Raw genomic sequence first — 23,388 nt, forward strand, 5'->3', positions numbered from 1 at the left:
TTCTTTTATTGTTTTAGATATAAAAAAATGCTAGCTGAGCTAGCATTTTTTTATTGTGGACTTAATTAGCCCTCAACCCATTTACCATTTTGATAAATTAGGCTCCATTTAGTTTGTTTACCTTCTGGAGTTTCTGAACCTACATATTGTGATTGATTCTTACGACTGAATTTCACAACTGTCGGATTACCTTCAGGGTCTACGTCTGGTGCTTGTAAAATAAATTGATATTTAGGATCAAGCTGAGCAGCAACACTACGCAATTCCGCAACTTTTGGAGCACGTGTTTCACGAATTTTCGGGAATTTACTTGCAGCCAAGAATAAACCAGCAGCACCATCACGCAACACGAAATAGTCATCATGCTTTGTTGAGCGCAAATGTTCCATCTTGATCGGTTCTACACGTGGAGGTGCAGGCTGACCGCTTTTCAAGACCTTACGAGTATTGTCACAGCTTGTACAAGCGAAATACGGACCAAAACGGCCAGTTTTAAGCTGCATTTCACCATCACATTTATCACACGGAATGGTTGGTCCATCGTAGCCTTTAATCTTGAACTCGCCTTCTTCAAGCTCAAAACCGTCACAGTCAGGGTTGTTACCACATACATGCAGTTTACGACCACCATCAATCACGTAGCTATCCATGGCTGTGCCACATTTTTCACAACGATGTTTTGACATCAAATCTGCGGTTTCAGCACCATCATCATCAGACAGGGCAGCTAAAGACTCAACAGGTGTTAAGTTCAAAGTACCTTTACAACGCTCTTTAGGTGGTAAGTTATACCCAGAACAACCTAAGAACACGCCTGTTGTACCTGTACGAATCTGCATTGGACGTGAACATTCAGGACAATGTACCGCTGGTACTTCAACCGGTTGGTTACGGCGCATGCCGTGCTCGCCCTGAGCATTGGTCAGACGTTTCTTAAAGTCACCGTAGAAAGTATCAAGTAACTCTTTCCAGTTACGCTCACCTGTTGCAACTTTATCGAGCTGCCCTTCAAGGTCTGCTGTAAAGGCATAGTTCATCAAGTTATTGAAACTTTCATCAAGTCGATCCGTGACAATTTCACCCATTTTTTCGGCGAAAAGACGACGGTTTTCTAACTTAACGTAGCCACGTTCTTGAATTGTAGAAATAATCGCTGCATAAGTCGAAGGACGACCAATACTACGTTTTTCGAGTTCTTTAACCAAAGAAGCTTCAGTAAAACGTGCAGGTGGTTTAGTAAAGTGCTGACTTGGGTCTAACTTCTCTAATTTTAAAATTTCACCTACTTTAATTGCAGGCAAAATAATATCGTCATCAGACTTGTTAGCACCACGCACTCGTGTAAAACCATCAAATACAAGCGTACGGCCTTTTGCCTTCAATTCAACATTTGCAGCTTCAACCGTTAAAGTTGAAGATAAATATTCTGCTGGAGTCATTTGACATGCAACAAACTGACGCCAGATCAAATCATATAAACGCTGAGCATCACGCTCTACACCCGCAAGTTGATCACCTGTAAGTGCAACATTTGAAGGACGAATCGCTTCATGGGCTTCTTGAGCACCTGCTTTGTTCCCATAGCGGTTTGGCTTTGCCGGTAAATATTTCTCACCAAATTGGCTTTCAATATGGGCACGTACCATGCTTACTGCATCATCACTCAAGAACGTTGAGTCAGTACGCATATAAGTAATAAAACCTGCTTCATATAGACGCTGTGCCAGCATCATGGTTTTCTTTACAGAAAAACCTAAACGTGTACTTGCAGCTTGTTGCAGTGTTGAAGTGATATACGGTGCACTTGGATTTACCTTAGTCGGTTTATCTTCACGCTGTGCAACTTTATATTCAGCACCTTTTAAAACATCCAATAAAGCATCAGTTTCAGCTTTATTTTTCAGTTTAAGGGTTTTACCAGCTTGCTTAACTGCTTCAAGACGAATGTCATCTTTCTTGGCTTGCGTGTCTGCAAAAACTTGCCAGTATTCTTCCGGAATAAAAGCACGAATTTCTCTTTCACGCTCTACAACCAGTTTCACCGCTACAGACTGTACACGACCTGCCGATAAACCACGGGCAATCTTTTCCCAAAGTAATGGTGAAACCATAAAGCCAACAACACGGTCTAAGAAACGGCGTGCTTGCTGTGCATTAACTCGGTTTAAATCTAGACGCGTAGGTTGTTTAAATGCTTCTTGAATGGCATTTTTAGTAATTTCGTTAAATACCACGCGATGATAACGACTGTCATCACCACCAATAACTTCTCTTAGGTGCCAAGCAATGGCTTCCCCTTCTCTATCCAAGTCCGTTGCGAGATAGATTGCATCGGCATCTTTGGCGAGTTTTTTTAGTTCAGCAACAACATTTTCCTTACCTGGCAGAACTTCGTAATGAGCTTCCCAACCATGTTCAGGATCAACCCCCATACGATTAACTAAAGCCTGACTGGCTTTTTGTTCTTTTTCTACTTCAGTGAGTTTCGTCCGGGCAGCCGGCTTTTTCTCAGTTGATTTACTGCCACCTGTTGGCAAATCACGCACGTGACCTACAGAAGACTTTACAATGTATTGCGAACCCAGATATTTATTGATGGTTTTCGCTTTGGCAGGCGACTCCACAATCACTAAGGCACGTTTATGTGCAGCAGGTGCAGTAGATGCTGTGCTTTGAGATGCAGAGCGCGAGGTATTCGCCATATAAAATGTTATTCCTATACCAATAAATTTAAAAATCAGGCTTTAGCCAAGTTCAACAGATAAGCCTTCATCTCATCTAATTGTGTTGCTCTCAGGTCTGATTCCTCATCCCAATAAAGCCCTACACAGTTTGCCTGCATATCAATAGCATAAATCCCTTTTAATGCAATGGGAGAATCATTAAATTTCTCATCACCCTGAACCACTTTTAATTTGCCGTCTATAACGCGAGCACGCATTAAAGATAAACGGGCATCGGGAATCAATACACTATAATAAGCAACCATGCTGGCACGCTTTTCAGTCGCCATTGGGACATGTGTCCATTCAGGTGCAACGATTACACGTGGGTGTAAACCCATTTTACGAGCTTTATCACGCATAATACCAAGTGCCTTTTCACGTGGGCTCACTCTTAAACCAAAAATGGAGCCTAGTACGAAAAGAACAATGATAACGGTAACCCAAATTCCCATATTGTCCATAGCAAAACCTATTAATCTCTTTTATTAGAGTTGCATAAGCTGACCAGAAAACGCAAGTTTCATCATAAAAATAATGCCCAATACAGGGGCAAGCTTCAAAATAGTCAGATTTCACCATGCAAATTGCAATGAGTGGACTCAAATATCATTAAGGATTCGGATGTCCATCAACAAGTGTCAGCTTTCCAAACTGGTCAATATGAGCATCCCCCCATTGTTTTAAAGCAAACAGAATTTTTTCAAGACTTTGCCCCAAATCAGTCAGGCAGTATTCTACTTTAGGTGGTACCTGAGGATAGACTTCCCGATGAATAATTCCATCTTGTTCCAATTCACGTAGCTGATTTGTCAGCATTCTTTGGGTAATACTCGGAACACGCTTTCGAATTTCGTTAAACCTCAAGGTGCCTTCATTAAATAAATGCCAAAGAATGACGCATTTCCATTTCCCATCAATCAAGCTAATCGCTGCCTCCACTGAACAACCCGGAGAGCAATCAAAACTTGAGTGTCTTGCTTTTGCCATTTTACAGTATCCTTTTTGACACTATGAGCGTTATTTGTCTGTAGTCACTTATTTTAAGCTTACGTTATGATCAAACTCTCAACAAGAGGAAGGATAATTATGAAAGCTGTGGCATATCAAAAAGCTGGTTCCATTACATCGCCAGAAGCACTCGTTGATATTGAACTCGATGCTCCTATTGCTGAAGGACATGATTTACTTGTTCGTGTACAAGCTGTCTCAGTAAATCCGGTAGATACTAAAATTCGAAAGAATGTAAGCCCTGAGAATAATCAGTGGAAAACGCTTGGCTGGGACGCAGTAGGTGTAGTTGAAGCGATTGGAGATAAAGTTTCACAATTTAAGATTGGCGATATTGTTTGGTATGCAGGTGCTCTTAATCGTCAAGGTAGTAATAGCGAATTACAGCTCGTTAATGAACGTATTGTTGGCCATAAACCAAAAACTTTAGAAGCAACCGAGGCTGCAGCTCTCCCTTTAACTGCAATCACGGCTTGGGAGATGTTATTTGATCGTCTACAAGTGCCAAAGAACGCGCCAGAAAACACAACAATATTAGTAATTGGTGGAGCTGGTGGTGTTGGCTCAATCACTATTCAACTTCTTAAACAGCTGACAAACCTAACAATTATTGCAACAGCTTCACGAGCAGAAACTCAAGACTGGATTAAGCAACTTGGAGCAGATTATGTGTTAGATCACCGTCAACCCTTAGCAGCCCAAATCAAGCAATTAGGTTTAACTGCACCTTTATATGTGTTCTCAACCACTCAAACAGATCAGCATTTAGCAGATATTGTCGAGTTGATTGCACCGCAAGGCCGTTTTGGGCTTATTGATGATCCTGAACAGTTAGATATTAAACCGTTTAAAACCAAGTCTGTATCTGTACATTGGGAATTTATGTTTACACGTTCAATGTTCCAGACCGAAGATATGGCAAAACAAAGTGAACTATTAAATGAAGTCAGCAAGCTAGTTGATGAAGGAAAAATTAAGACGACTGTGACAGAAGTTATAAGTCCAATTAATGCTAAAAATTTAAAACGAGTTCATCAGCAAATTGAAAGTGGTACAACAAAAGGTAAGATCGTCTTACAAGGTTTTTAAACAAAATTGGAAAATATTCCCCAATAAAAAGGCAAGTATCGAACTTGCCTTTTTATTAATAGTGGGGAGGTTTATTCGTTAATGGATCAAAAGGTGCAATGCCTTCTGACAAATCCGACGATTCAACACGTTGATAAAGAAATTGCATTTGTTTTTTCAAATCAGCTATTTCTTGAGTTTGAATAGCGAGTTGTTGATTTAATTGTTCAACTAAATCATCCAAAAATGTAATTCGCACTTGCAAATCTTCAATGGGTGCGGAAAATGACGCTTGATCATCATGATATGGTGGTTTAGTCATTTAAATCCTCATTTGAGATTCTGGAAAACATTATGGCCTATATTACCCTAAGGGATGTCCAACTTGCTTTTGGCGGACCTGCCCTGCTCGATGGCGCGAACTTTAATCTAGAACGTGGCGAACGAGTCTGTTTAATTGGTCGTAATGGTGAAGGTAAGTCTACTTTACTTAAACTGATCGAGGGAAGCCTATTACCGGATTCTGGTGAAGTTTCTATTCAAAATGGTTTAACTGTTTCAATGTTAGCCCAAGACGTTCCAATGGATTCAGGTAAGGTTGCTGACATTGTAGCTGATGGCGCAGGCGAAGCTGCCGAAGTACTCAGAGCTTATCATGAAGCAACTGATGCTTGTATGCTGGGAGATATGGAAGCTTGTGACCGTATGGGCAACCTACAGCATAAGCTCGACCAACTCGACGGCTGGGCACTCGAAAACAAGGTCAATGCCCTGTTAAGTAAAATGGGACTCGATCCAAATGCAGATTTGGCAGATCTTTCAGGTGGACGTAAACGCCGTGTTTTACTCGCTCGTGCTCTTTTAACACAGCCAGACGTATTACTTCTAGACGAACCGACGAACCATTTAGATGTTGAAAGTATTGAGTGGCTAGAAAAATTCCTACTCGATCAAAATAATTTAACGCTTCTATTTATTTCGCATGACCGTTCTTTTGTAGATAGCATTGCAACTCGAATTGTTGAACTTGACCGTGGCATCCTACGTGGCTACGAAGGCAACTATTCACGTTATTTAGAGCTTAAAGCTCAGCAAATGGAAGCAGAAGAGAAACAAAATGCTTTATTTGATAAAAAGTTAGCTGAAGAAGAGGCTTGGATTCGCCAAGGGATTAAAGCTCGTCGTACGCGTAATGAAGGTCGTGTGCGCGCCTTAAAAGCTTTACGTGAAGAGTCGAAAGCTCGCCGTTCACAACAAGGCAAAGTGAGTATGGCGACTCAAGAAGCAAATCGCTCTGGTAAATTAGTATTTGATATCGAGCACTTAAGCGTATCTTATGACGACAAACCACTGATTAAAGATTTCTCTACGCTTGTTATGCGTGGCGACCGTATTGGCCTAGTCGGTGATAACGGTGTTGGTAAAACGACTTTAATTAAAGCCATTTTAGGTGAAATCGAGCACGGTGGTTCTGTTAAGACAGGTACACAGTTAGAAGTTGCTTATTTTGATCAATTACGTAATGCCTTAGACCTTGAAAAAACAGTAATGGCAAACGTTTCAGAAGGCTCTGACTTCGTTGATGTAAATGGCAACCGCCGTCATATCTACAGCTATTTACAAGATTTCTTGTTTTCACCTGAACGCGCACGTACACCTGTAAAAGCCCTTTCTGGTGGTGAGCGTAACCGTATCTTGCTTGCTAAATTACTGCTTAAACCATCGAACCTAATTGTGATGGACGAACCAACCAATGACTTGGATATGGTGACTCTTGAGCTACTTGAAGAGATGCTTTCTGAATATAAAGGTACCCTATTACTTATTTCGCATGACCGTGCATTTATGGACAACGTCGTAACATCGACTTGGGTCTTTGATGGTAAAGGTAATATTGCAGAATATATTGGTGGCTACCAAGACTATTTGCAGCAACGTCCAGATGATAAAGTCGTAGACCAAAAGTCTGATGTTAAAAAAGCTCAGGCAAAAGCCGAAGCTGAAAAAGCCGCTGCACAAAGTAACGTTAAAAAGGTCAAACTGAGCTATAAAGACCAACGTGAACTTGAGCAACTTCCTGCCGAAATCGAGAAACTAGAAGTTGAACAAGCAGAGCTTTCTGACAAGCTGGCAGATGGTTCGTGGTTTGTCAGTAATGCCGATGAAGCAACTAAAGCAAGTCAGCGTCTCGCAGAAATTGAAGAGGTATTACTTGAAAAATTAGAGCGTTGGGATGAACTTGAGCAAATGAGTAAAGGAAATTAATTTGTGTTCTTTCCTACAATTTAAATAACAAAAAAGCCTCCTTAAATTAAGGGGGCTTTTTATAGAATATCTATAAATTTGAAAGCTAAAAATCTATGAAAAATACATGATGAGTGATTAAATGTAGTCAGCCTTAATAGTTTAAAATATAGCTCTAATTGAATATAAGACTTATAAAAATAATTATGTTATATCTACCCATATAATAATATTCGAGTATTTTTTATGCTAGATCTTTCTCAAATTTTAGCATTCGGATTAATCTGCTTGGCAATGGTGCTTACCCCTGGCCCAAACATGATTTACCTTATTTCTCGTTCAATTTGCCAAGGAAAAACGGCGGGATTTATTTCACTCGCTGGTGTTGGCGTTGGCTTCGTATTTTATATGCTTTGTGCTTCTTTCGGGATTACAGCGCTTATTATCGCAGTCCCTTATGCTTATGACACTATACGCATTGCAGGGGCAATTTATTTACTCTGGCTAGCATGGAAAGCACTACGTCCCAATGCATCCCCAATTTTTGATGTAAAACAATTATCGGTAGACTCCCCAGCTAAACTATTTTTAATGGGTTTTGCTACAAATCTACTTAATCCTAAAATTGCGATTATGTATTTATCGTTATTGCCACAGTTTATTCATCCACAGCAAGGCAGTATTTTATGGCAATCCATTCAGCTCGGTACTATTCAAATTTTTGTTAGCGTTTCGGTAAATGCGCTGATTGTGCTTTCTGCGGGTAGCATTGCCCTTTTTCTTCAACAGAAACCTCTTTGGGCAAATATACAACGCTGGCTTATGGGAACAGTGCTAGCTGGACTTGCAGTTCGTATTCTTTTAGAAAATCGCCGATAACCGCGTTTTACTTCCTCATCTTAACCACTCAATTAAACAGTGTATTACGACGATAAATTCAGTTCGTGATACACTTTTGCCAGTTTTAATTTTGAATTCTTTATATCGTTATGAGCCAAAAGCAGACTTATACGCCCGGTGAATTTCAATGGTCCTTTTTATTACCTAAATATTGGGGTATTTGGATTGCCATTGTTTTTTTAATGCTTTTGGCTATTTTGCCGTGGGCAATCCAATGGCGTCTGGCTCATGGCTTAGCAAATCTTGCCTGGAAATATTTAAAATCTCGCCGAAAAACGACTATTCGTAATTTAGAAGTCTGCTTTCCCGAATGGTCAGCCGAAAAAGTACAGCAACAAGCTAAGCAAGTTTTTGTAGATATGATGCTTGGTATTTTTGAGACATTAAACGCATGGTATAAGCCTTACTGGTTTAAAAACCGTGTCACCATTGAGGGCTTAGAACACATTACCAATGCTCAAGCTCAGGGCAAAGGCGTTTTATTATTGGGTACTCATAGTACGCTTCTTGATGCGGGTGGGTATGTTTGTGCTCAATATTTCGAGCCAGATGTTGTGTACCGCCCTCAAAATAATCCATTGCTCGATATGCTGATTTATCGTTGCCGTGGCACCATTTATAAAGCACAAATCGACCATGATGATATGCGTGGTTTAATTCGTCACCTTAAAGATGGCGATGCAATTTGGTATAGCCCCGATCAAGACTTTGGACTCAAGCAAGGGGTGATGGCACCATTCTTTGGTGTGCCAGCGGCCACAGTAACTGCACATCGCCGTTTATTAAAAATCTCGAAGGCAGTCGCAGTTCCTTTATATTTTTATCGTCAAGGCGATGTACAAGACCCGAAATATCATATCTTGATTGAGCCGGCGGTCGACAATATGCCAAGTGAAGATGAAATTGATGATGCAACACGTGTTAATAAGATTATTGAAAATCAGCTTCGTATCGCACCAACTCAATATATGTGGTTCCACCGCCGATTTAAGACACGTCCAGAGGGATATGAAGAGATTTATTAAGATAAAGCTGTGATAATTTTAAATTGATGACAGACACAGCCTTAATTTAAAGTGAAATTCAAATACTATCGAATAGGCAGACCTTACTTTTTAAGGATAAAAAGTAAGCAAAAATCCTTTGTTCCGCTGATGTTACTTCCTTGTAACACAGCGAAACAGCGACATCCATGTCGCTAGCACGATAGTAAATTCCGGATAATGATTTAGTTTGAAATGATGTATCTATAGATGGTCCATCTTTTATGAATGTATAAGGCAAAAAACAATGAAAGTGATGCAACTTCTCCCAGAACTTAATAGCGGTGGCGTAGAACGCGGCACACTGGAAATTGCACGTGCACTGGTTGCGCAGGGCCATCAATCTCTGGTTGTGTCTAATGGCGGGCGTTTGGTTGCACAACTTGAAGCTGAAGGTTCTACGCACTTAACGCTGCCTATTCATAAAAAATCATTGTCGAGCTTGTGGCAAATCCGTCCTTTACGCAAGCTGATTGAACAGCATCAACCTGATATTGTTCATGTGCGCTCTCGTGTACCAGCTTGGCTTACTCACTTCGCTTTGAGAAAAATACCTGCAAACAAACGCCCTCACCTCATTAGCACTGTACATGGTTTCTATTCAGTTAATCGTTATAGTGCGATTATGACTCAAGCTGAAAAAGTGATTGCTGTTTCTGACAGTGTGGTTAAGTACATCACTGACCATTATAAAAACTGTCCACCGCAAGATATTGTGCGGATTTATCGAGGTATTGACCCTGCCGCTTTTCCGCATAATTACCAGCCTTCAGCACAATGGTTTAATCAAGTTTTTAATGACTTTCCTGAGCTTGAAAATAAGTTTTTACTTTGCTTACCTGGTCGTATTACGCGTTTAAAAGGACATGAAAGTTTAATTGAACTGATGCAGCAACTTCAGACGCAATATCCTCAGCTACATGCGGTTGTTGTCGGCGGTGCTGATGCCAAAAAGCAAGCCTACTTAAGTGAATTACAAAGTACCATTCAAAGCAAGGGGCTCGCAGATAAAATTACCTTCGTAGGCCATCGCTCAGATATTCGCGAATGGCTCGCTTTTAGCGATATTGTGCTGTCTCTATCCAATCAAGCCGAAACATTCGGTAGAACAGCTTTAGAAGCGCTTTCAGTGGGTACGCCAGTCATTGGCTGGAACCGTGGCGGTGTTGCCGAGATTTTATCGAATGTATACCCACAAGGTCTTGTTGAAGCAGAAAATGAAAAAGTATTAATCGAGACGGTGAAAAATCATATTGAACAACCTCAAATCGTTGCTCCTATCACTATGTTTAGCTTAAAAGATATGTGTGATCAAACAATAGAACTTTACCAACGCGTTTTGAAATAACCCAATAAAAAACCCGCGATATTCGCGGGTTTTTTACAACTAAAAGAAAGCCATCTTATTTAAATGTTGCTTCATAAGCGGCAGCTTTTTCAGAGTCGTATTGTTTTTCCCATTTACTGATTACAAGTACAGCAAGCGCGTTACCAACAACGTTCAACGCAGTACGAGCCATATCCATAATACGGTCAACACCAGCAATAAATGCTAAACCTTCTACAGGAATACCAACACTACCTAATGTCGCTAATAACACAACAAATGATACGCCAGGAACACCAGCAATACCCTTAGAAGTAATCATTAATGTTACAACCAAAATAACTTGTTGGCTGATTGACATTTCAATACCGTAAAGCTGTGCAATAAAGATTGCCGCGATACTTTGGTAAAGCGTAGAACCATCAAGGTTAAATGAATAACCAGTTGGAATCACAAAGCTGGAAATTGCTTTTGGCGCACCGTAAGCTTCCATTTTTTGCATAATACGCGGTAATACTGTTTCCGAGCTTGCAGTTGAATATGCCAAAATCAATTCATCTTTTAAAATCTTGAACAAGATAAAGATGTTGATTCCAAACATTTTTGCAGTCAAACCAAGCACAACAAATGCAAAGAAGAAGATTGCACCGTAAACTAATACAACTAATTTACCTAATGGAATAAGTGAAGCAAAACCGAAGTTAGCAACAGTTACAGCGATTAAACCAAATACACCCACTGGTGCATATTTCATAATGATGTGCGTTACGCGGAACATCGTTTCTGAAACTGCATGAAATACGTTTAGTAATGGGTCTTTAGTGGTTGCTGGCAAAGAAGATAAACCAATACCAAATAGCACAGCAAAGAAAATCACAGGTAACATTTCGCCATGCGCCATTGAACTAATAATGTTCGTTGGGATAAGCGATAATATTGTTTGAATTAAACCATGTGACTGTGACTGAACTTCTTCAGTTGTATGCTTATATTGAGAAATATCCGACTGCACCAACTGAGACATATCAATGCCTGAGCCTGGGTGGAAAATATTTGCTGCAACCAAGCCAACCAAAATAGCAATAGTCGTAATAATTTCAAAATAGAGAATGGTTTTAAAACCAAGTCGCCCTAAACTTTTCGTACTGCCAACACCTGCAATACCTAAAATCAAGGTAGAGAAAACGATTGGAATAACAATCATTTTAATCAGGCTAATAAAGATCTTACCCATTGGTGTAAGAACATTATTCACAATACTGTCTTTGATTTCAGGCTGGTTATGTAAAACAGCCCCGACAACTATCCCTAGGATTAAAGCAATTAAAATTTGCCAAGCAAGGCTAAATTTAAAATTCTTCATAAGACAATCCTTATGCACCGCAAAGTATCAAATATGAGAGGGAGAAGACCACTAACTAAGAGTGAAACCTCAACATGCACACTAATTCCCAAACAGAAATTTAAATGTACAAACAAATCACAACCCGCCGATCCGGCGAAGTAAAAAACAATGCCTGTTGACGATCCAACATGTCAACGATCGGCACATTCTATTGAGATTTATTAATTAAACAACCCCAATTTATCTTTAAATAAAACAAAGCCTATATTTATTCATTAATAATCTATAAAAACAAAAACTTAATAAAAAAAAATTTTGTATCTTTTTTCATTAAAAATTGCTCAGATTTATATGAAAACATATAGGTATTTACCTATTGTTAAATAGATTTAAAAATTAAGATGAGCTTAAAAATATTTGTTTTATTTACATAGAATTAAATAAGGTATATAAAAATATCAACCCGAGTTCTGCATCCTGCAAAACTCGGGTAAATGAGGTTGTGCTTTCAGGTTAATAGTTATTTTTATCGTTTCCGTTCCAACATCTGATCCGTGATGCTATTCCATATCAGCTTTGTGTATCCTTACTTGGGACTATCCATTCCCGGTTCCGTGTGCCGATGAATGTAGAATAAGGTTTTTATAACCCTCTGCCTATTCGCCCTAGACTCAAATCTTTGTACGATATTGCTTACATCACTTTTTATATTCTTTTTATTTATAAGGCTGTGCAATTTTATCAGTTACTACTTTTTCTTCAGCTTCAGCCTTTGCAATTCCTTCTTGGATAGCTCTTTGCGCCTCTTCTTCATCATCTTGAGTTTGTTCTAGTTCCTCTTGAATATGCTCAAATATTCGACCAGTCTGCAAAACTACATAGACAGGAAAATGATCAGATCCAACATGAGGTAAACGCTGCATCTTCACCAAACCGAAATCGGTACTATGGAAAATATGGTCTAAAGACCAACGCAACAATGGATAGTCCGCATGAAAAGTATTAATAAAATGTCGCCCAACACGCGGGTCAAGCAATCCACTAATTCGTTGAAATAATCGTGTAGTACGTGACCACGCTACATCGTTTAAATCACCCATCACAATACAGCTTTCATCTAGATCTTTAATTTGGTCGCCCACAATTAAAAGTTCAGCATCGCGTAAAGTCGAATCCTTTGCCTCAGTTGGACTAGGGGGCTTAGGATGCAAACAATAGAGTTGAACTGGCATACCAGACCGTAAAGTCACAGTTGTATGAATGGAGGGAATTTCATCACTGAGAATAAATTTAACTTCAGTATTTGATAAAGGTAGACGGCTATATAAATGCATGCCGTAGAGGTTATCTAAAGGCACAGGAACACGATAAGGATAGTCACCTTCGATCTCTCTTAAAGCATTTTCCCATGTCGTATCGCTTTCCAATGTAAGTAGTAAATCTGGTTTTAATGTCCTGATCTGTTCAAGCAATAAATGATACTTATCATTAGGAGTGAGCACATTCGATACGATTAATGAAATCTGCTTTTGTGGATCTAATTGAGACGTCTTCACCTGTTTAACCTGTTTTTTCCAAAACAAGGTATAGGGCAAAATCATTTTAAGCTGATAGGCAATCGCAGCAATGAGCGCAGCCAGCACGACTTCACGCCAGAGATTCCATTCAGCGGGCCAAAACAGCATTCCTATAAAAGCTAAAAGACCAACAAATAGAATCTGCAACCGAGGGAAGTCGGCACCACGAAACCACCACTCATCGCGGGGAATAAGTGACCAGAAACTTAACCAAATCACCAGACCAGCTAGAACTTCGATATAAATCATTGAATTTTCTCTTTTAAGATGATTTGTTTTTTAAAGTTTTTGTCATCTTTATCAATTTTGTATGTAACATAAACAAGATATTCTACTCAATAAAGATGGTGTTTTGTTTCTGTAACGCTTGCAGTTGTGGACACTTTTGATACACTCAACTCCCCCTAACAATTTTAACGCACCGAGGCAAAATGACATGAAAGTAGGTCTGGTCGGTTGGCGCGGGATGGTCGGTTCCGTCCTTATGCAACGTATGGTTGAAGAGAATGATTTTGCTCATATTGAGCCATTTTATTTCTCTACCAGTAATGCAGGTGGTGAAGCTCCTTCATTTGGTGGTAAGACTGCCCCAGCACTTATGGAAGCTACAGACATTAATAGTTTGAAGCAAATGGATGTCATTATTACCTGTCAAGGTGGTGACTATACGTCTGAAGTTTTCCCACAGTTAAAAGCGACTGGTTGGGATGGCTACTGGATTGACGCAGCTTCAACTTTACGTATGTCAGATGATGCAATCATCGTTCTTGACCCAGTAAACCTTAACGTCATCAAAGACGGATTGGTTAAGGGCACCAAAACTTTCGTAGGTGGTAACTGTACAGTATCACTTATGTTGATGGGTGTAGGTTCACTTTTCCAAAATAATTTGGTGGAGTGGATGACTGCTATGACTTATCAAGCAGCATCAGGCGCTGGCGCACAAAACATGCGTGAGCTAATTACTGGTATGGGTTACTTATATAACAATACCAAAACATTGTTAGATGACCCTAAATCTGCAATTTTGGATATTGATCGTCAAGTTGCTGAGTTACAACGTGGTGAAGGTTTCCCTTCTGCTAACTTTGGTGTGCCATTAGCTGGATCGTTGATTCCTTATATTGATAAGCAACTTGAAAACGGTCAATCAAAAGAAGAGTGGAAAGGTCAGGTTGAAACCAACAAGATCTTGGGTAATTCACAAATTGTTCCGATCGATGGCCACTGTGTCCGTATTGGCGCGATGCGTTGCCACTCTCAAGCACTGACAATCAAGTTGAAAAAAGATGTTCCGCTTGATGAAATCGAAGATATGATTCGTACTTCAAACCAATGGGCGAAAGTTGTACCGAACACTCGTGAAGCATCTATGACTGACCTTACACCTGTGGCTGTAACTGGTACCTTAACTGTACCTGTTGGCCGTTTGCGCAAACTTAATATGGGTAAAGAATATTTAGGTGCATTCACAGTAGGTGATCAGTTACTTTGGGGTGCTGCTGAACCTTTACGTCGCATGTTACGTATCTTAGTAGAATACAAAAGCTCATAATTTGGTCTGAATTATTCAGTCAAAACGAAAAGCCGATCACATTAGATCGGCTTTTCCGTAACTGGTTTGTAAAAATTTTACAATTTATTTACATTTCATTATTGTATAATTTTGAACGACTTTACGACTTATTAGGTCATGGATTGAGATGACTGTTTATAACAAATTAAAAATTGCCATTTTCACCATTATGTCTTCGCCTTCTCTTTATGCGATTACATTAGACCCTATACAAATTCAGTCCGCACCTGGCGATTTGTTATATGCCGAAATGAATTTCCAACAAGCTGACCCCAACGCTAATCTACAAGTCAGTCTAGCGACTCCTGAAGATTTAAGCGCGTTAGGCGTAACTCATCAGCCGCCCGGAAATCTTAATTTTTATACACGCCAAAACGGTCAAGGCTCAGGGGTTATTGTGATTACCTCATCTCGCCCTGTGATTGATCCTGAACTAAATATTGTAGTAAAAATTAGTGAAGGTTCTGCCACACGGTTGCAGCATATCAAAACCGTAATTAAGCCTTCTTCTATAAAAAAGACTGAAAATAACGAAAGTACTTTGTCACCTCAGTTTATTGTCAATGAAAAAGACATTGCTCTAAATCTGCCAGAAAGTACTCGATATGCATCACCAACTTCGGTCTCAACTACAAATAATTCGAATGGTGAACACAGTCTTAATATTAACTCTGGAACTGCTCCGGCTGTAAATACAAACTCATCCAATACACTTAGTGCAAATCCTTCTACTCAGGTTGCTCAACAAGTTACAACAGCTACTACTTCAGATCAGACAGAAATTAAACCAACCAGTGCGAAGACTGCTACAAACAATTCACCAAAAACTCCGGTCAAGAATCTAACAGCAAAAAAGAAATCTGCACCTCAAAAAACGCTCAACCAAAATCCTGCGAAGAAACAATCGTTAAGTTCCTACAAAGGACCAGCAACATCAGGTAAATATGTGGTACAGCGAAATGAGTCTTTATGGAGCATTGCTAATCGTATTGCAGCAAAAACAAAACAACCTGTTGCGAAAGTCATGCATGATATTCAAACACAAAACCGACATGCTTTTATTCAAGGTGATGTAAATCGTTTGCGTCAGGGAATCGCACTTAACCTAGCTCACTCTCCTGCTGCTAAACCTCAGCAAAACAAGTCAAAAACAGATATCGCACATACTGCAAAATCAACTTCTGGCAAAGCAAAATACCGTTTACAACAAGCCGAAATGAGTATTGTGGCTGAAAACAGTCAAAATTCTACGCATGGAAGTGCTAAAAAGAGCACACAACAAGGTCAAAACAATACTGAGTTAGCAGTAAAAGTTATGACAACAAGAGAAAAAACCGTTACATTACAAAGGAATGTGACCAAATTAGACCAAACTTTACGTTTAAAAGACCAACGTATTCAACTTTTGAATGCTCGTTTGGCAGAGTTACAACAGCAGTTAAAAGCACAGCAACAAACTCACAAGCAAAAACATTAAGCTAAAACCAGAGTTAGCTCGCTTTACATTGCAAAATTTTATTTTTTAAGGGGAAAGTAATGTTATATGTGATTCCGTTTATCATATTACTCGTGGTCGCCGTTGTTTTAAAAAAGCGCGAGAATAGCCAAAAACAAGAGACCACCTCCCCAAAAAGTATAAGTAAAAAATCGGGCAAAAAAGCAAGTGCTAAATCGAGTAAAACCTCGCGCGAAAAAAGTAAAGCGATTGTAGTAGAAGACGTCGCTCCTGCTCTTCCACAAAGCAGTCCTGTCCTTGAAGCTGTTCGTCAAAAAATTCAGCTACTTATTAAAGAAAAACAATTTTCAGCCGCTGAAGCTCAAATCAATCAGGCGCTAAAGAAAGATAATACCCAACACGAATTATATTTATTACTTCTTGACATTCATATTGCACAAAAAGATGAGTTTGCAATAACTCAACTGATTAGCCATATTCGTAGCTTAGCGCTCAATGAAATAGCCATTCAAGCAGAAGCTAGACAAAAAGAATATGAATCATCAAGACAATCAGATGCGATCGATTTTCCTCAAGCTCAAACATACCAAGAGCCAAAAAATACATCTGATGCAACAGCTCAGTTTGACCAATTAACAACAAGTTCTTCTGAAACTTCTTTTGAAGAATTACAGCAAGACTATACCGCTGTAAAGCAAGAACCTGCTGTTGAAGTTGAACCTTTAGAGTTTAACTTTTCATTTGAGCAAACCACGACTACCGAAAGTACCAGCCAGCCAACACAGAAATCAGAGTTATCGCCATCTCAAGAAACAAATGAGCTAGCTGGCCTAGAGTTTTCTTTTGACTTGGCACCTCTGCATGAATCTGAGGAAAAAAACCAGACAATAGCGGCACCAGCAGCTCAAGAGAACACCAATGCATTAGATTTTAATCTTGACTTAAATCCTTCAAGTTCAAAGACGAAATCTGTTGAACAAGCTCCATCATTAGATGAAATTAAACTCGTAGAACAAGCGCCATTAGAAGCGACTTCTATCGCACCTCTTGAGTTTTCGCTAGACGAGCCTGCATTAGTTACAGCACCAGAGATTGAAACTCAAAACCTTGTAGACCTAGTAGGCGAAGAAACTACCCCAGATCAAACTAAAGATCCCCTTGTAGAAGCTTTTCCAGAATTAAAACATTTAGATGAAAATGAACTTGATCTAAAACTAGCTGAGCAGTACATCAAGTTAGGAGCATACCCAGCAGCTCAAGCCTTATTGGCAAGCAATGAGCAAAAATTCAACACAGAACAACAACAACGCGCGAAAAACTTACTTAATCGCATAGCTTCTTAGAACTGTTCGATTTACCATAAGCAGTCAGAGATGACTGCTTTTTTATGCCTGCAAAAATATGAAAAAAATAGCCTTATTTTATATGGGTGGTACTTTTGGTTGCATTGGTGAGCCTCTAGCTCCTATGCCTTATGAGCAATTCTTACCTCAACTTGAAAAAGTGATTCCTCCACACTTAACAGTTGACTGCTTTGCTGCACCCAATATTGTTGATAGCAGTGCATGTACGGCACCTGACTGGTTACGCCTGATTCAACGTATACAACAACTACAACTTGAAGGTTATCAGCATTTCGTTGTTATTCATGGTACAGACACGCTCAGTTACGCGGCCGCAACCCTAGCCCGCTTTTTAGGCCAAAGCTGTCATATTGTGATTACCGGTAGCCAATACCCGTTACTGAATATTCAAGGCGATAACACCCGTGAATTTACTGATGCAATTGAGAACTTATATCTTGCATTAGAACAAGTGATTGCTTTACCTGTGGGTGCTTATCTCGCATTCCACCATCAAGTGTTCCACGCGCAAACTGCATTAAAAACGCATACGACTGAACTCGATGCATTTTCAGGGTTAAGTAGTGAAGCTGAGTTTACGCCTCAGCAAAATGAATTGATCGTACAAGATGTCCAAATTGAACGAGCTGCTTCTTTCCAGATTTTAAACTGGATGATGCAACCCATTGCAACACAGCACTTAGTACAGCAATTACGTCACTTACTTTCAGCCCCACCGCACTTTTTAGTGTTACAAGGCTTTGGTACTGGTAATATTGCAGTAAACCAAGAATTACTCGCAACATTAGATGAGCTTTACGCACGTGGCTGTGTTCCGATTCTTACCACTCAGGTGACATTCGGTGGTATTGATCAACGTTATGCAATTAGCGCCTGGGCCAAAACTGCAAAAATTGTCATCAGTGATGCACATAGCCATGCAGATCTCTATGCAAAAGCACTTCAAATCTATTTAAAATATTCAACCCCAGAACAATGGCTCAGCCATTGGAATGAAAATTAGCATTAAATAGAGGTAAAGCTATGCAACGTTATGCGGTCGGTATTGAATTTAGCGGAGTTCAATACCGAGGTTGGCAAACACAACAGCCAGGCGTTGCCAGCGTTCAGGAAACGATCGAGCGTGTACTGAGTAAAATTGCAGATGAGCCCATTGCACTTCACGGTGCGGGTCGTACTGATGCGGGAGTACATGCAACAAATATGGTAGCACACTTCGACACGAACGCTATTCGTCCAGAAACGGGGTGGTTAAGAGGGGCAAATAGCCAACTACCTAAAGATATTTCCATTCAGTGGATTAAACTGATGGATGAAAATTTTCATGCCCGCTTTAAAGCGACTGCTCGACGTTACCGTTATATCATCTATAACGCACCTCATCGCCCAGCACTATTACATAAGCAAGTTACGCACATTTACCAAAAGCTAGATGTGCAAAAGATGATTAAAGCTGCTAGTAAGTTCGAAGGAACGCATAACTTTGAAACTTTCCGCGCAGCAGCATGCCAGTCCAATAAGCCTGTACGACATGTAACGCATTGCCTTCTATTTGAACATGGACGCTATTTAGTTTTAGATATTCAAGCAGATGGTTTTTTACACCATATGGTGCGCAATATTGTTGGTTGCTTACTCGAAATTGGTCAAGGTATGTATGAGATTGATCATATCGATGCAATGTTTGCGGCGCAGGATCGTAAGGCAGCTGGGGTAACCGCCCCACCCGATGGCCTTTATTTTATTCAGTGTAATTATCCTGAGCAGTTTGATTTGCCGCAGCCACCACTTGGGCCACATTGGCTAAACTTACCAGATTAAAACATTTAAAACTCAGTATCCAAATTAAGCATTAAATAAGATACGCGAGAAAGTCATACGCAATCTGAACAAGGTTAAAGTATACTTTAACTGCAGTGCAAGACAAACGAAGTGCGTAGTTCAATACATTTTTCATCTTGTGACACGGTAAGAATGATTATTCTTTACCATGTCACAAGCTTTTGCTCTTGCAGAGCTTGCGCTCTTCATCCCGAAAGAAAAGTAGCTCTAGCTGAAAGCCAATCCAGTTATTAAAGCCTCAATGGCACGGCTCTGTCATGACATAGAATAAATTATCGGTGTTGTTTACGCTTACGGTATTCCACAGGTGTTTCATTCGTCCAACGCTTAAATGCACGATAGAACGTACTTGGTTCAGAGAAACCTGTTAAATACACAATACGTTCAACACTCTCATTGGTATTTGCCAAAAGCTTTTTAGCTAAACGACAACGATAGTCAGAAAGTATTTGTTGAAAACTGGTATTTGCCTCACTGAGCTGAGTACGTAAACGACGCGGCGTAATATTCAACTGAGCAGCAACCGTCTCTAAAGTTGTTTCTCCACTTTCAAGTGTCGAACCAATCGCACGACGAACCTCACCCACTAAATCATAACGGGCGAGTTCTTGTAACTTTTCAATCGCCAATTGTTCATGCAATTGAAGTAACTCAGGCTCTGCCTGCCAAAGCTGAAAATCTAAAATAGCTGGGTCAAAATATAAACGTGTCTCTTTCTGACCTAAGCTAACTGGGCAGCCAAATACACGGAAATATTCATCCTCAGAAGCTCCTTCGCTAAAATTAAAATCGATGAAGATAGGATGAAATTGTCCTTCAGTAATGAACTTAAAAAATCTAAGCACGCCCGAAATTGCACATTCAGAGAAATGGCGATTAACGAGATTGTCAGCACCAATTTGTTCACCATTGGTTAAATAACAACGCCCTTCTTCAACGACTAGTTTTGCATCAAATGCGTCACTAATCAGTCGTTGATAAGCTAAGGCTCGTTTTAAGCCTTCACCAAAGGTTTCACTACTAATAAATAGATGTTCAATCACCTGCCCTCGATACAAAGGCAAATGTTCACCTAAATGCAGACCGATGTCTGGATCTTTACTGACTTCCTGAGCGGCAGTCCAAAAGGCGTACTGTGCACTTAACGGTGTACGTGCATTGGTATCGACCTGATTTAAAGCAACTCCCGCTTTGGTTAATATTTCTTCTGTTGGCAAACCCGCACGACGAATCGCTTGGTAGCCAAAGCGTAATACAACTGATGCATCTGTTAGCTGACCCACGCAGTGCCCTTCCATGTAGATACTTCATTGATATTTAGGGCTGTTGACCTTTATGCAATTAACAGTCCCTAATAACTATGATTTTAGATTAGCGTTGATTGACCAAACTGACAACAGAATTACACTTCTTTTGTGAAAAAAATTACATCTTTTTTTATTAGTCATACTTTAACCAGATGCTTTAGCAGAAGTGTGTCTATCTTGTTTTTTTTAAAAAAATTGACTATAATTTGCGCCTTTCCAATTTGATCATCAGGTAGGCTATGGCCAATAAAGAGGAACTCATTGAGTTCGAAGGCGTTGTCACCGAAACGCTTCCTAATACGATGTTCCGTGTACGTCTTGAAAACGGTCACGAAGTTATTGCACACATTTCTGGTAAAATGCGTAAACACTATATTCGTATTCTTACTGGCGACAGTGTAAAAGTCGAAATGACTCCATATGACTTAACTAAAGGTCGTATTACGTACCGTGCTCGCTAATTAGTGAATGCAAAAAAGCCACTTTATGATGTGGCTTTTTTATTGCGTTATTTATTCACTTAAGCGACTGGTTTTACATCCCACCGTTTGGCATTCACGCAATCTTTCTTGCAGCCAATGGTTTCTTTCTTGCGTTGTCTGTAAACGACATTGCACGTCTACACTATTCCTATTTGAATCTGTACACTCGGCATCACGTTGACGTATCCATGCAAGCTGAGACTTCTTAAGCATATTTCTTTGTGCTGTGTTTAACTTTACTCGCAGTGCTTGATAATTCTTATTCAGATCAGCATCAGCACTCGCATAAATTTTATTTGTACAGTAAATATCATCGTAAGTATTGCGGGCACTATCACAGTTATCTGCATAGACTGAAGTCACGCCAAAGCTGCATAAAAATGCAAAAAATATTTTTTTCATCATGTTTTCCTTAAGTTTTTTACAAAATAATTATAAAGCCTTTTGAATATTAGTATGAATCTCTAAATAAACTTATTCTCCATTTATCTTAATCCTCCTTTTTTGCTTTACAAGCTTGTAAATACAACCTATTGTTCTTTAATAATAAATATAATTTCATATAGTGAGAAAAATGAACATATATATCCGCTGCCAAATTGGCTTATTATCTTTTATCATTATTTGTCTTAACGGTTGTGCTAGTCACCCACGTCAATCCGTAGATTTACAGGAATATTTAAAAGGCTTTTTAGGAAAATCCTCGGCGACCATTCAACAAGATATCAATCTACGTAGTCTTGGTTTTCAAGTCGCTAATACACCGCAAAAAACATCCAATCAGCTCATCTATACGATTTTGCGTCCTTTAAGCATTCCAATTCCGATGGTGAGTAATGTCGATATGAGAGGAGGTTCTGTTCCCATACAATCAGGTAATTTGAGTGGCAATTCTTATGATTTGAATTTCAACTGCAAAGTTATTTTTCAGCTTAAGAATGATATTGCCGAGTCAATTCAATATGAAGGTAAAGCCTGCTAAAACATAGGCACAAAAAAACGCAGCGTTGAGCTGCGTTTTTTATAACAAGCTTTTAAGCAAGAGCAGCGACAACTGCCTCACCCATCTCAGCTGTACCTACTTTTGTCATACCTTCAGACATAATATCTGCTGTACGCAAGCCTTGATCAAGTACTTGACCTACCGCATCTTCAATTGCTTTTGCAGCAGCTTCTTCACGGAAGGTATAACGAAGCATCATTGCAACTGAAAGAATAGTTGCTAATGGGTTTGCCACATTTTGACCTGCGATATCAGGTGCAGAACCATGGCAAGGCTCATACATACCTTTGCCATTTTCATCTAACGAAGCCGATGGCAACATGCCGATTGAACCTGTAAGCATTGCTGCTTCATCAGATAAGATATCGCCAAATAAGTTACCCGTTACGATCACGTCAAACTGTTTCGGTGCACGTACAAGTTGCATTGCAGCGTTATCGACATACATATGTGAAAGCTGAATATTTGAATAATTTGCTTGCTGTAAATCAGTAACTGTTTGCTTCCAAAGTTCTGTAACTTCTAAAACATTAGCTTTATCTACGGAACAAACCTTTCCACCACGTAAGCCTGCAAGTTCAAAAGCTACTTTTGCAATACGCTTAATTTCGCTTTCAGAGTAAACGTCGGTGTTATAACCTTGTTTTTCACCGTTTTCGAGTTCACGGATACCACGTGGCTGACCAAAATAGATACCGCCAGTTAATTCACGAACAATTAAAATATCTAAGCCAGCAACAATTTCCGGCTTTAAGCTCGAAGCATCTGCCAATTGCGGATATAAAATCGCTGGGCGCAAGTTAGCAAACAAGTTAAGTTCACTACGAATTTTTAAAAGACCACGTTCAGGACGAATAGAACGCTCAATGGTGTCCCACTTTGGTCCGCCTACCGCACCTAATAAAATTGCATCAGCTTTTTTTGCCTGTTCACTTGTTACTGCTGGGTACGGTTCACCATGCGCATCAATTGCTGCACCGCCTAATAAGCCATGTTCCCAAGTTAACGATAAATTAAATTTTTCATTTACTGTATTTAATACTTTTTCTGCCGCCCCAACAATTTCAGGACCAATACCATCACCAGCTAAAATTAAAATCTGTTTAGACATGAACTTTTT

General features: G+C 39.6%; 21 protein-coding genes. 12 read left to right on the forward strand and 9 right to left on the reverse strand.

The genetic code is table 11. The features are described from left to right. Window positions 1-65: 65 nt before the first annotated feature. The 3 genes from topA to KIP84_RS16380 all read right to left on the reverse strand — a co-directional run bounded on the left by topA (window position 66) and on the right by KIP84_RS16380 (window position 3,713). Window positions 66-2,702 carry a type I DNA topoisomerase gene (gene topA, locus KIP84_RS16370; RefSeq protein WP_213688916.1) on the reverse strand — a complete coding sequence of 879 codons (2,637 nt, stop codon included), beginning with the start codon at window positions 2,700-2,702 and terminating at the stop codon, window positions 66-68. A 35-nt stretch (window positions 2,703-2,737) separates the two neighbouring features. Beyond that, window positions 2,738-3,187: a hypothetical protein gene (locus tag KIP84_RS16375; protein ID WP_004842579.1), complete on the reverse strand. Its 450-nt coding sequence runs from the start codon at window positions 3,185-3,187 to the stop codon at window positions 2,738-2,740. 148 nt (window positions 3,188-3,335) lie between these two features. Then, window positions 3,336-3,713 carry a helix-turn-helix domain-containing protein gene (locus tag KIP84_RS16380; RefSeq protein WP_032035382.1) on the reverse strand — a complete coding sequence of 126 codons (378 nt, stop codon included), beginning with the start codon at window positions 3,711-3,713 and terminating at the stop codon, window positions 3,336-3,338. 99 nt (window positions 3,714-3,812) lie between these two features. Between KIP84_RS16380 and KIP84_RS16385 the strand changes: the two genes are divergently transcribed. Next, a complete protein-coding gene (locus KIP84_RS16385; RefSeq protein ID WP_213688917.1) occupies window positions 3,813-4,823 on the forward strand; it encodes a zinc-binding alcohol dehydrogenase family protein in 1,011 nt (336 codons plus the stop codon). Between the two features lie 55 nt (window positions 4,824-4,878). Here the strand turns inward: KIP84_RS16385 and KIP84_RS16390 are convergent, their stop codons facing one another. Continuing rightward, window positions 4,879-5,124: a SlyX family protein gene (locus KIP84_RS16390; protein WP_002115104.1), complete on the reverse strand. Its 246-nt coding sequence runs from the start codon at window positions 5,122-5,124 to the stop codon at window positions 4,879-4,881. A gap of 32 nt (window positions 5,125-5,156) precedes the next feature. Between KIP84_RS16390 and KIP84_RS16395 the strand changes: the two genes are divergently transcribed. The 4 genes from KIP84_RS16395 to KIP84_RS16410 all read left to right on the forward strand — a co-directional run bounded on the left by KIP84_RS16395 (window position 5,157) and on the right by KIP84_RS16410 (window position 10,337). Then, window positions 5,157-7,067: an ATP-binding cassette domain-containing protein gene (locus tag KIP84_RS16395; RefSeq protein ID WP_002114959.1), complete on the forward strand. Its 1,911-nt coding sequence runs from the start codon at window positions 5,157-5,159 to the stop codon at window positions 7,065-7,067. Window positions 7,068-7,292: 225 nt separating this feature from the next. Continuing rightward, window positions 7,293-7,925, forward strand: coding sequence for a LysE family translocator (locus KIP84_RS16400; RefSeq protein WP_057070037.1), 633 nt, complete (start codon window positions 7,293-7,295; stop codon window positions 7,923-7,925). 110 nt (window positions 7,926-8,035) lie between these two features. Further along, window positions 8,036-8,971, forward strand: a complete 936-nt coding sequence (lpxL, locus tag KIP84_RS16405) for an LpxL/LpxP family Kdo(2)-lipid IV(A) lauroyl/palmitoleoyl acyltransferase (protein ID WP_213688918.1) — start codon at window positions 8,036-8,038, stop codon at window positions 8,969-8,971. A gap of 265 nt (window positions 8,972-9,236) precedes the next feature. Next, window positions 9,237-10,337, forward strand: a complete 1,101-nt coding sequence (locus KIP84_RS16410) for a glycosyltransferase family 4 protein (RefSeq protein WP_213688919.1) — start codon at window positions 9,237-9,239, stop codon at window positions 10,335-10,337. A 55-nt stretch (window positions 10,338-10,392) separates the two neighbouring features. Here the strand turns inward: KIP84_RS16410 and gltP are convergent, their stop codons facing one another. Beyond that, entirely contained in the window at window positions 10,393-11,679 is a 1,287-nt protein-coding gene (gene gltP / locus KIP84_RS16415) for a glutamate/aspartate:proton symporter GltP (RefSeq protein WP_213688920.1), read from the reverse strand. A gap of 698 nt (window positions 11,680-12,377) precedes the next feature. Further along, a complete protein-coding gene (locus KIP84_RS16420) occupies window positions 12,378-13,487 on the reverse strand; it encodes an endonuclease/exonuclease/phosphatase family protein (protein WP_213688921.1) in 1,110 nt (369 codons plus the stop codon). A gap of 187 nt (window positions 13,488-13,674) precedes the next feature. On the opposite strand from KIP84_RS16420, the gene asd reads away from it, so the two are divergent. The 5 genes from asd to truA all read left to right on the forward strand — a co-directional run bounded on the left by asd (window position 13,675) and on the right by truA (window position 19,455). Further along, window positions 13,675-14,793, forward strand: a complete 1,119-nt coding sequence (asd, locus tag KIP84_RS16425; protein WP_213688922.1) for an aspartate-semialdehyde dehydrogenase — start codon at window positions 13,675-13,677, stop codon at window positions 14,791-14,793. A 148-nt stretch (window positions 14,794-14,941) separates the two neighbouring features. Continuing rightward, a complete protein-coding gene (locus KIP84_RS16430) occupies window positions 14,942-16,291 on the forward strand; it encodes a hypothetical protein (RefSeq protein WP_213688923.1) in 1,350 nt (449 codons plus the stop codon). 59 nt (window positions 16,292-16,350) lie between these two features. Next, complete coding sequence (locus KIP84_RS16435; RefSeq protein ID WP_213688924.1) at window positions 16,351-17,613, forward strand: hypothetical protein; 1,263 nt, start codon at window positions 16,351-16,353, stop codon at window positions 17,611-17,613. 58 nt (window positions 17,614-17,671) lie between these two features. After that, window positions 17,672-18,637 (forward strand): asparaginase, encoded by a 966-nt coding sequence (locus KIP84_RS16440; protein ID WP_063098051.1) that lies wholly within the window; start codon window positions 17,672-17,674, stop codon window positions 18,635-18,637. 20 nt (window positions 18,638-18,657) lie between these two features. Next, on the forward strand, window positions 18,658-19,455 hold the full coding sequence (truA, locus tag KIP84_RS16445) for a tRNA pseudouridine(38-40) synthase TruA (protein WP_005066033.1): 798 nt from the start codon (window positions 18,658-18,660) through the stop codon (window positions 19,453-19,455). A gap of 293 nt (window positions 19,456-19,748) precedes the next feature. Here the strand turns inward: truA and KIP84_RS16450 are convergent, their stop codons facing one another. Then, complete coding sequence (locus KIP84_RS16450; RefSeq protein ID WP_005066032.1) at window positions 19,749-20,759, reverse strand: AraC family transcriptional regulator; 1,011 nt, start codon at window positions 20,757-20,759, stop codon at window positions 19,749-19,751. A 263-nt stretch (window positions 20,760-21,022) separates the two neighbouring features. Here KIP84_RS16450 and infA point away from each other — a divergent pair, with 263 nt between their 5' ends. Continuing rightward, the gene (infA, locus tag KIP84_RS16455) at window positions 21,023-21,244 is read left to right on the forward strand and encodes a translation initiation factor IF-1 (RefSeq protein ID WP_001284370.1); all 222 of its coding nucleotides are present in this window, start codon (window positions 21,023-21,025) and stop codon (window positions 21,242-21,244) included. A 51-nt stretch (window positions 21,245-21,295) separates the two neighbouring features. Here the strand turns inward: infA and KIP84_RS16460 are convergent, their stop codons facing one another. Beyond that, entirely contained in the window at window positions 21,296-21,670 is a 375-nt protein-coding gene (locus KIP84_RS16460) for a lysozyme inhibitor LprI family protein (protein WP_213688925.1), read from the reverse strand. A gap of 169 nt (window positions 21,671-21,839) precedes the next feature. On the opposite strand from KIP84_RS16460, the gene KIP84_RS16465 reads away from it, so the two are divergent. Further along, the gene (locus tag KIP84_RS16465) at window positions 21,840-22,247 is read left to right on the forward strand and encodes a hypothetical protein (protein WP_213688926.1); all 408 of its coding nucleotides are present in this window, start codon (window positions 21,840-21,842) and stop codon (window positions 22,245-22,247) included. Window positions 22,248-22,299: 52 nt separating this feature from the next. Here the strand turns inward: KIP84_RS16465 and leuB are convergent, their stop codons facing one another. Continuing rightward, complete coding sequence (leuB, locus tag KIP84_RS16470) at window positions 22,300-23,379, reverse strand: 3-isopropylmalate dehydrogenase (protein ID WP_002114882.1); 1,080 nt, start codon at window positions 23,377-23,379, stop codon at window positions 22,300-22,302. Between the last annotated feature and the right edge of the window lie 9 nt (window positions 23,380-23,388).

The sequence above is a fragment of the Acinetobacter sp. BHS4 genome (assembly GCF_018454425.1).
Lineage (GTDB): Bacteria > Pseudomonadota > Gammaproteobacteria > Pseudomonadales > Moraxellaceae > Acinetobacter > Acinetobacter pittii.

Excerpts from the sequence above, each read along its gene's own strand:
- KIP84_RS16465 (WP_213688926.1), top strand. The coding sequence starts at position 21,840 with ATGAACATATATATCCGCTGCCAAATTGGCTTATTATCTTTTATCATT.
- asd (WP_213688922.1), top strand. The coding sequence starts at position 13,675 with ATGAAAGTAGGTCTGGTCGGTTGGCGCGGGATGGTCGGTTCCGTCCTT.
- topA (WP_213688916.1), bottom strand. The coding sequence starts at position 2,702 with ATGGCGAATACCTCGCGCTCTGCATCTCAAAGCACAGCATCTACTGCA.
- truA (WP_005066033.1), top strand. The coding sequence starts at position 18,658 with ATGCAACGTTATGCGGTCGGTATTGAATTTAGCGGAGTTCAATACCGA.
- KIP84_RS16430 (WP_213688923.1), top strand. The coding sequence starts at position 14,942 with ATGACTGTTTATAACAAATTAAAAATTGCCATTTTCACCATTATGTCT.
- KIP84_RS16380 (WP_032035382.1), bottom strand. The coding sequence starts at position 3,713 with ATGGCAAAAGCAAGACACTCAAGTTTTGATTGCTCTCCGGGTTGTTCA.
- KIP84_RS16460 (WP_213688925.1), bottom strand. The coding sequence starts at position 21,670 with ATGATGAAAAAAATATTTTTTGCATTTTTATGCAGCTTTGGCGTGACT.
- KIP84_RS16435 (WP_213688924.1), top strand. The coding sequence starts at position 16,351 with ATGTTATATGTGATTCCGTTTATCATATTACTCGTGGTCGCCGTTGTT.
- KIP84_RS16385 (WP_213688917.1), top strand. The coding sequence starts at position 3,813 with ATGAAAGCTGTGGCATATCAAAAAGCTGGTTCCATTACATCGCCAGAA.
- KIP84_RS16420 (WP_213688921.1), bottom strand. The coding sequence starts at position 13,487 with ATGATTTATATCGAAGTTCTAGCTGGTCTGGTGATTTGGTTAAGTTTC.
- infA (WP_001284370.1), top strand. The coding sequence starts at position 21,023 with ATGGCCAATAAAGAGGAACTCATTGAGTTCGAAGGCGTTGTCACCGAA.
- KIP84_RS16440 (WP_063098051.1), top strand. The coding sequence starts at position 17,672 with ATGAAAAAAATAGCCTTATTTTATATGGGTGGTACTTTTGGTTGCATT.
- lpxL (WP_213688918.1), top strand. The coding sequence starts at position 8,036 with ATGAGCCAAAAGCAGACTTATACGCCCGGTGAATTTCAATGGTCCTTT.
- KIP84_RS16400 (WP_057070037.1), top strand. The coding sequence starts at position 7,293 with ATGCTAGATCTTTCTCAAATTTTAGCATTCGGATTAATCTGCTTGGCA.
- gltP (WP_213688920.1), bottom strand. The coding sequence starts at position 11,679 with ATGAAGAATTTTAAATTTAGCCTTGCTTGGCAAATTTTAATTGCTTTA.
- KIP84_RS16375 (WP_004842579.1), bottom strand. The coding sequence starts at position 3,187 with ATGGACAATATGGGAATTTGGGTTACCGTTATCATTGTTCTTTTCGTA.
- leuB (WP_002114882.1), bottom strand. The coding sequence starts at position 23,379 with ATGTCTAAACAGATTTTAATTTTAGCTGGTGATGGTATTGGTCCTGAA.
- KIP84_RS16395 (WP_002114959.1), top strand. The coding sequence starts at position 5,157 with ATGGCCTATATTACCCTAAGGGATGTCCAACTTGCTTTTGGCGGACCT.
- KIP84_RS16390 (WP_002115104.1), bottom strand. The coding sequence starts at position 5,124 with ATGACTAAACCACCATATCATGATGATCAAGCGTCATTTTCCGCACCC.
- KIP84_RS16410 (WP_213688919.1), top strand. The coding sequence starts at position 9,237 with ATGAAAGTGATGCAACTTCTCCCAGAACTTAATAGCGGTGGCGTAGAA.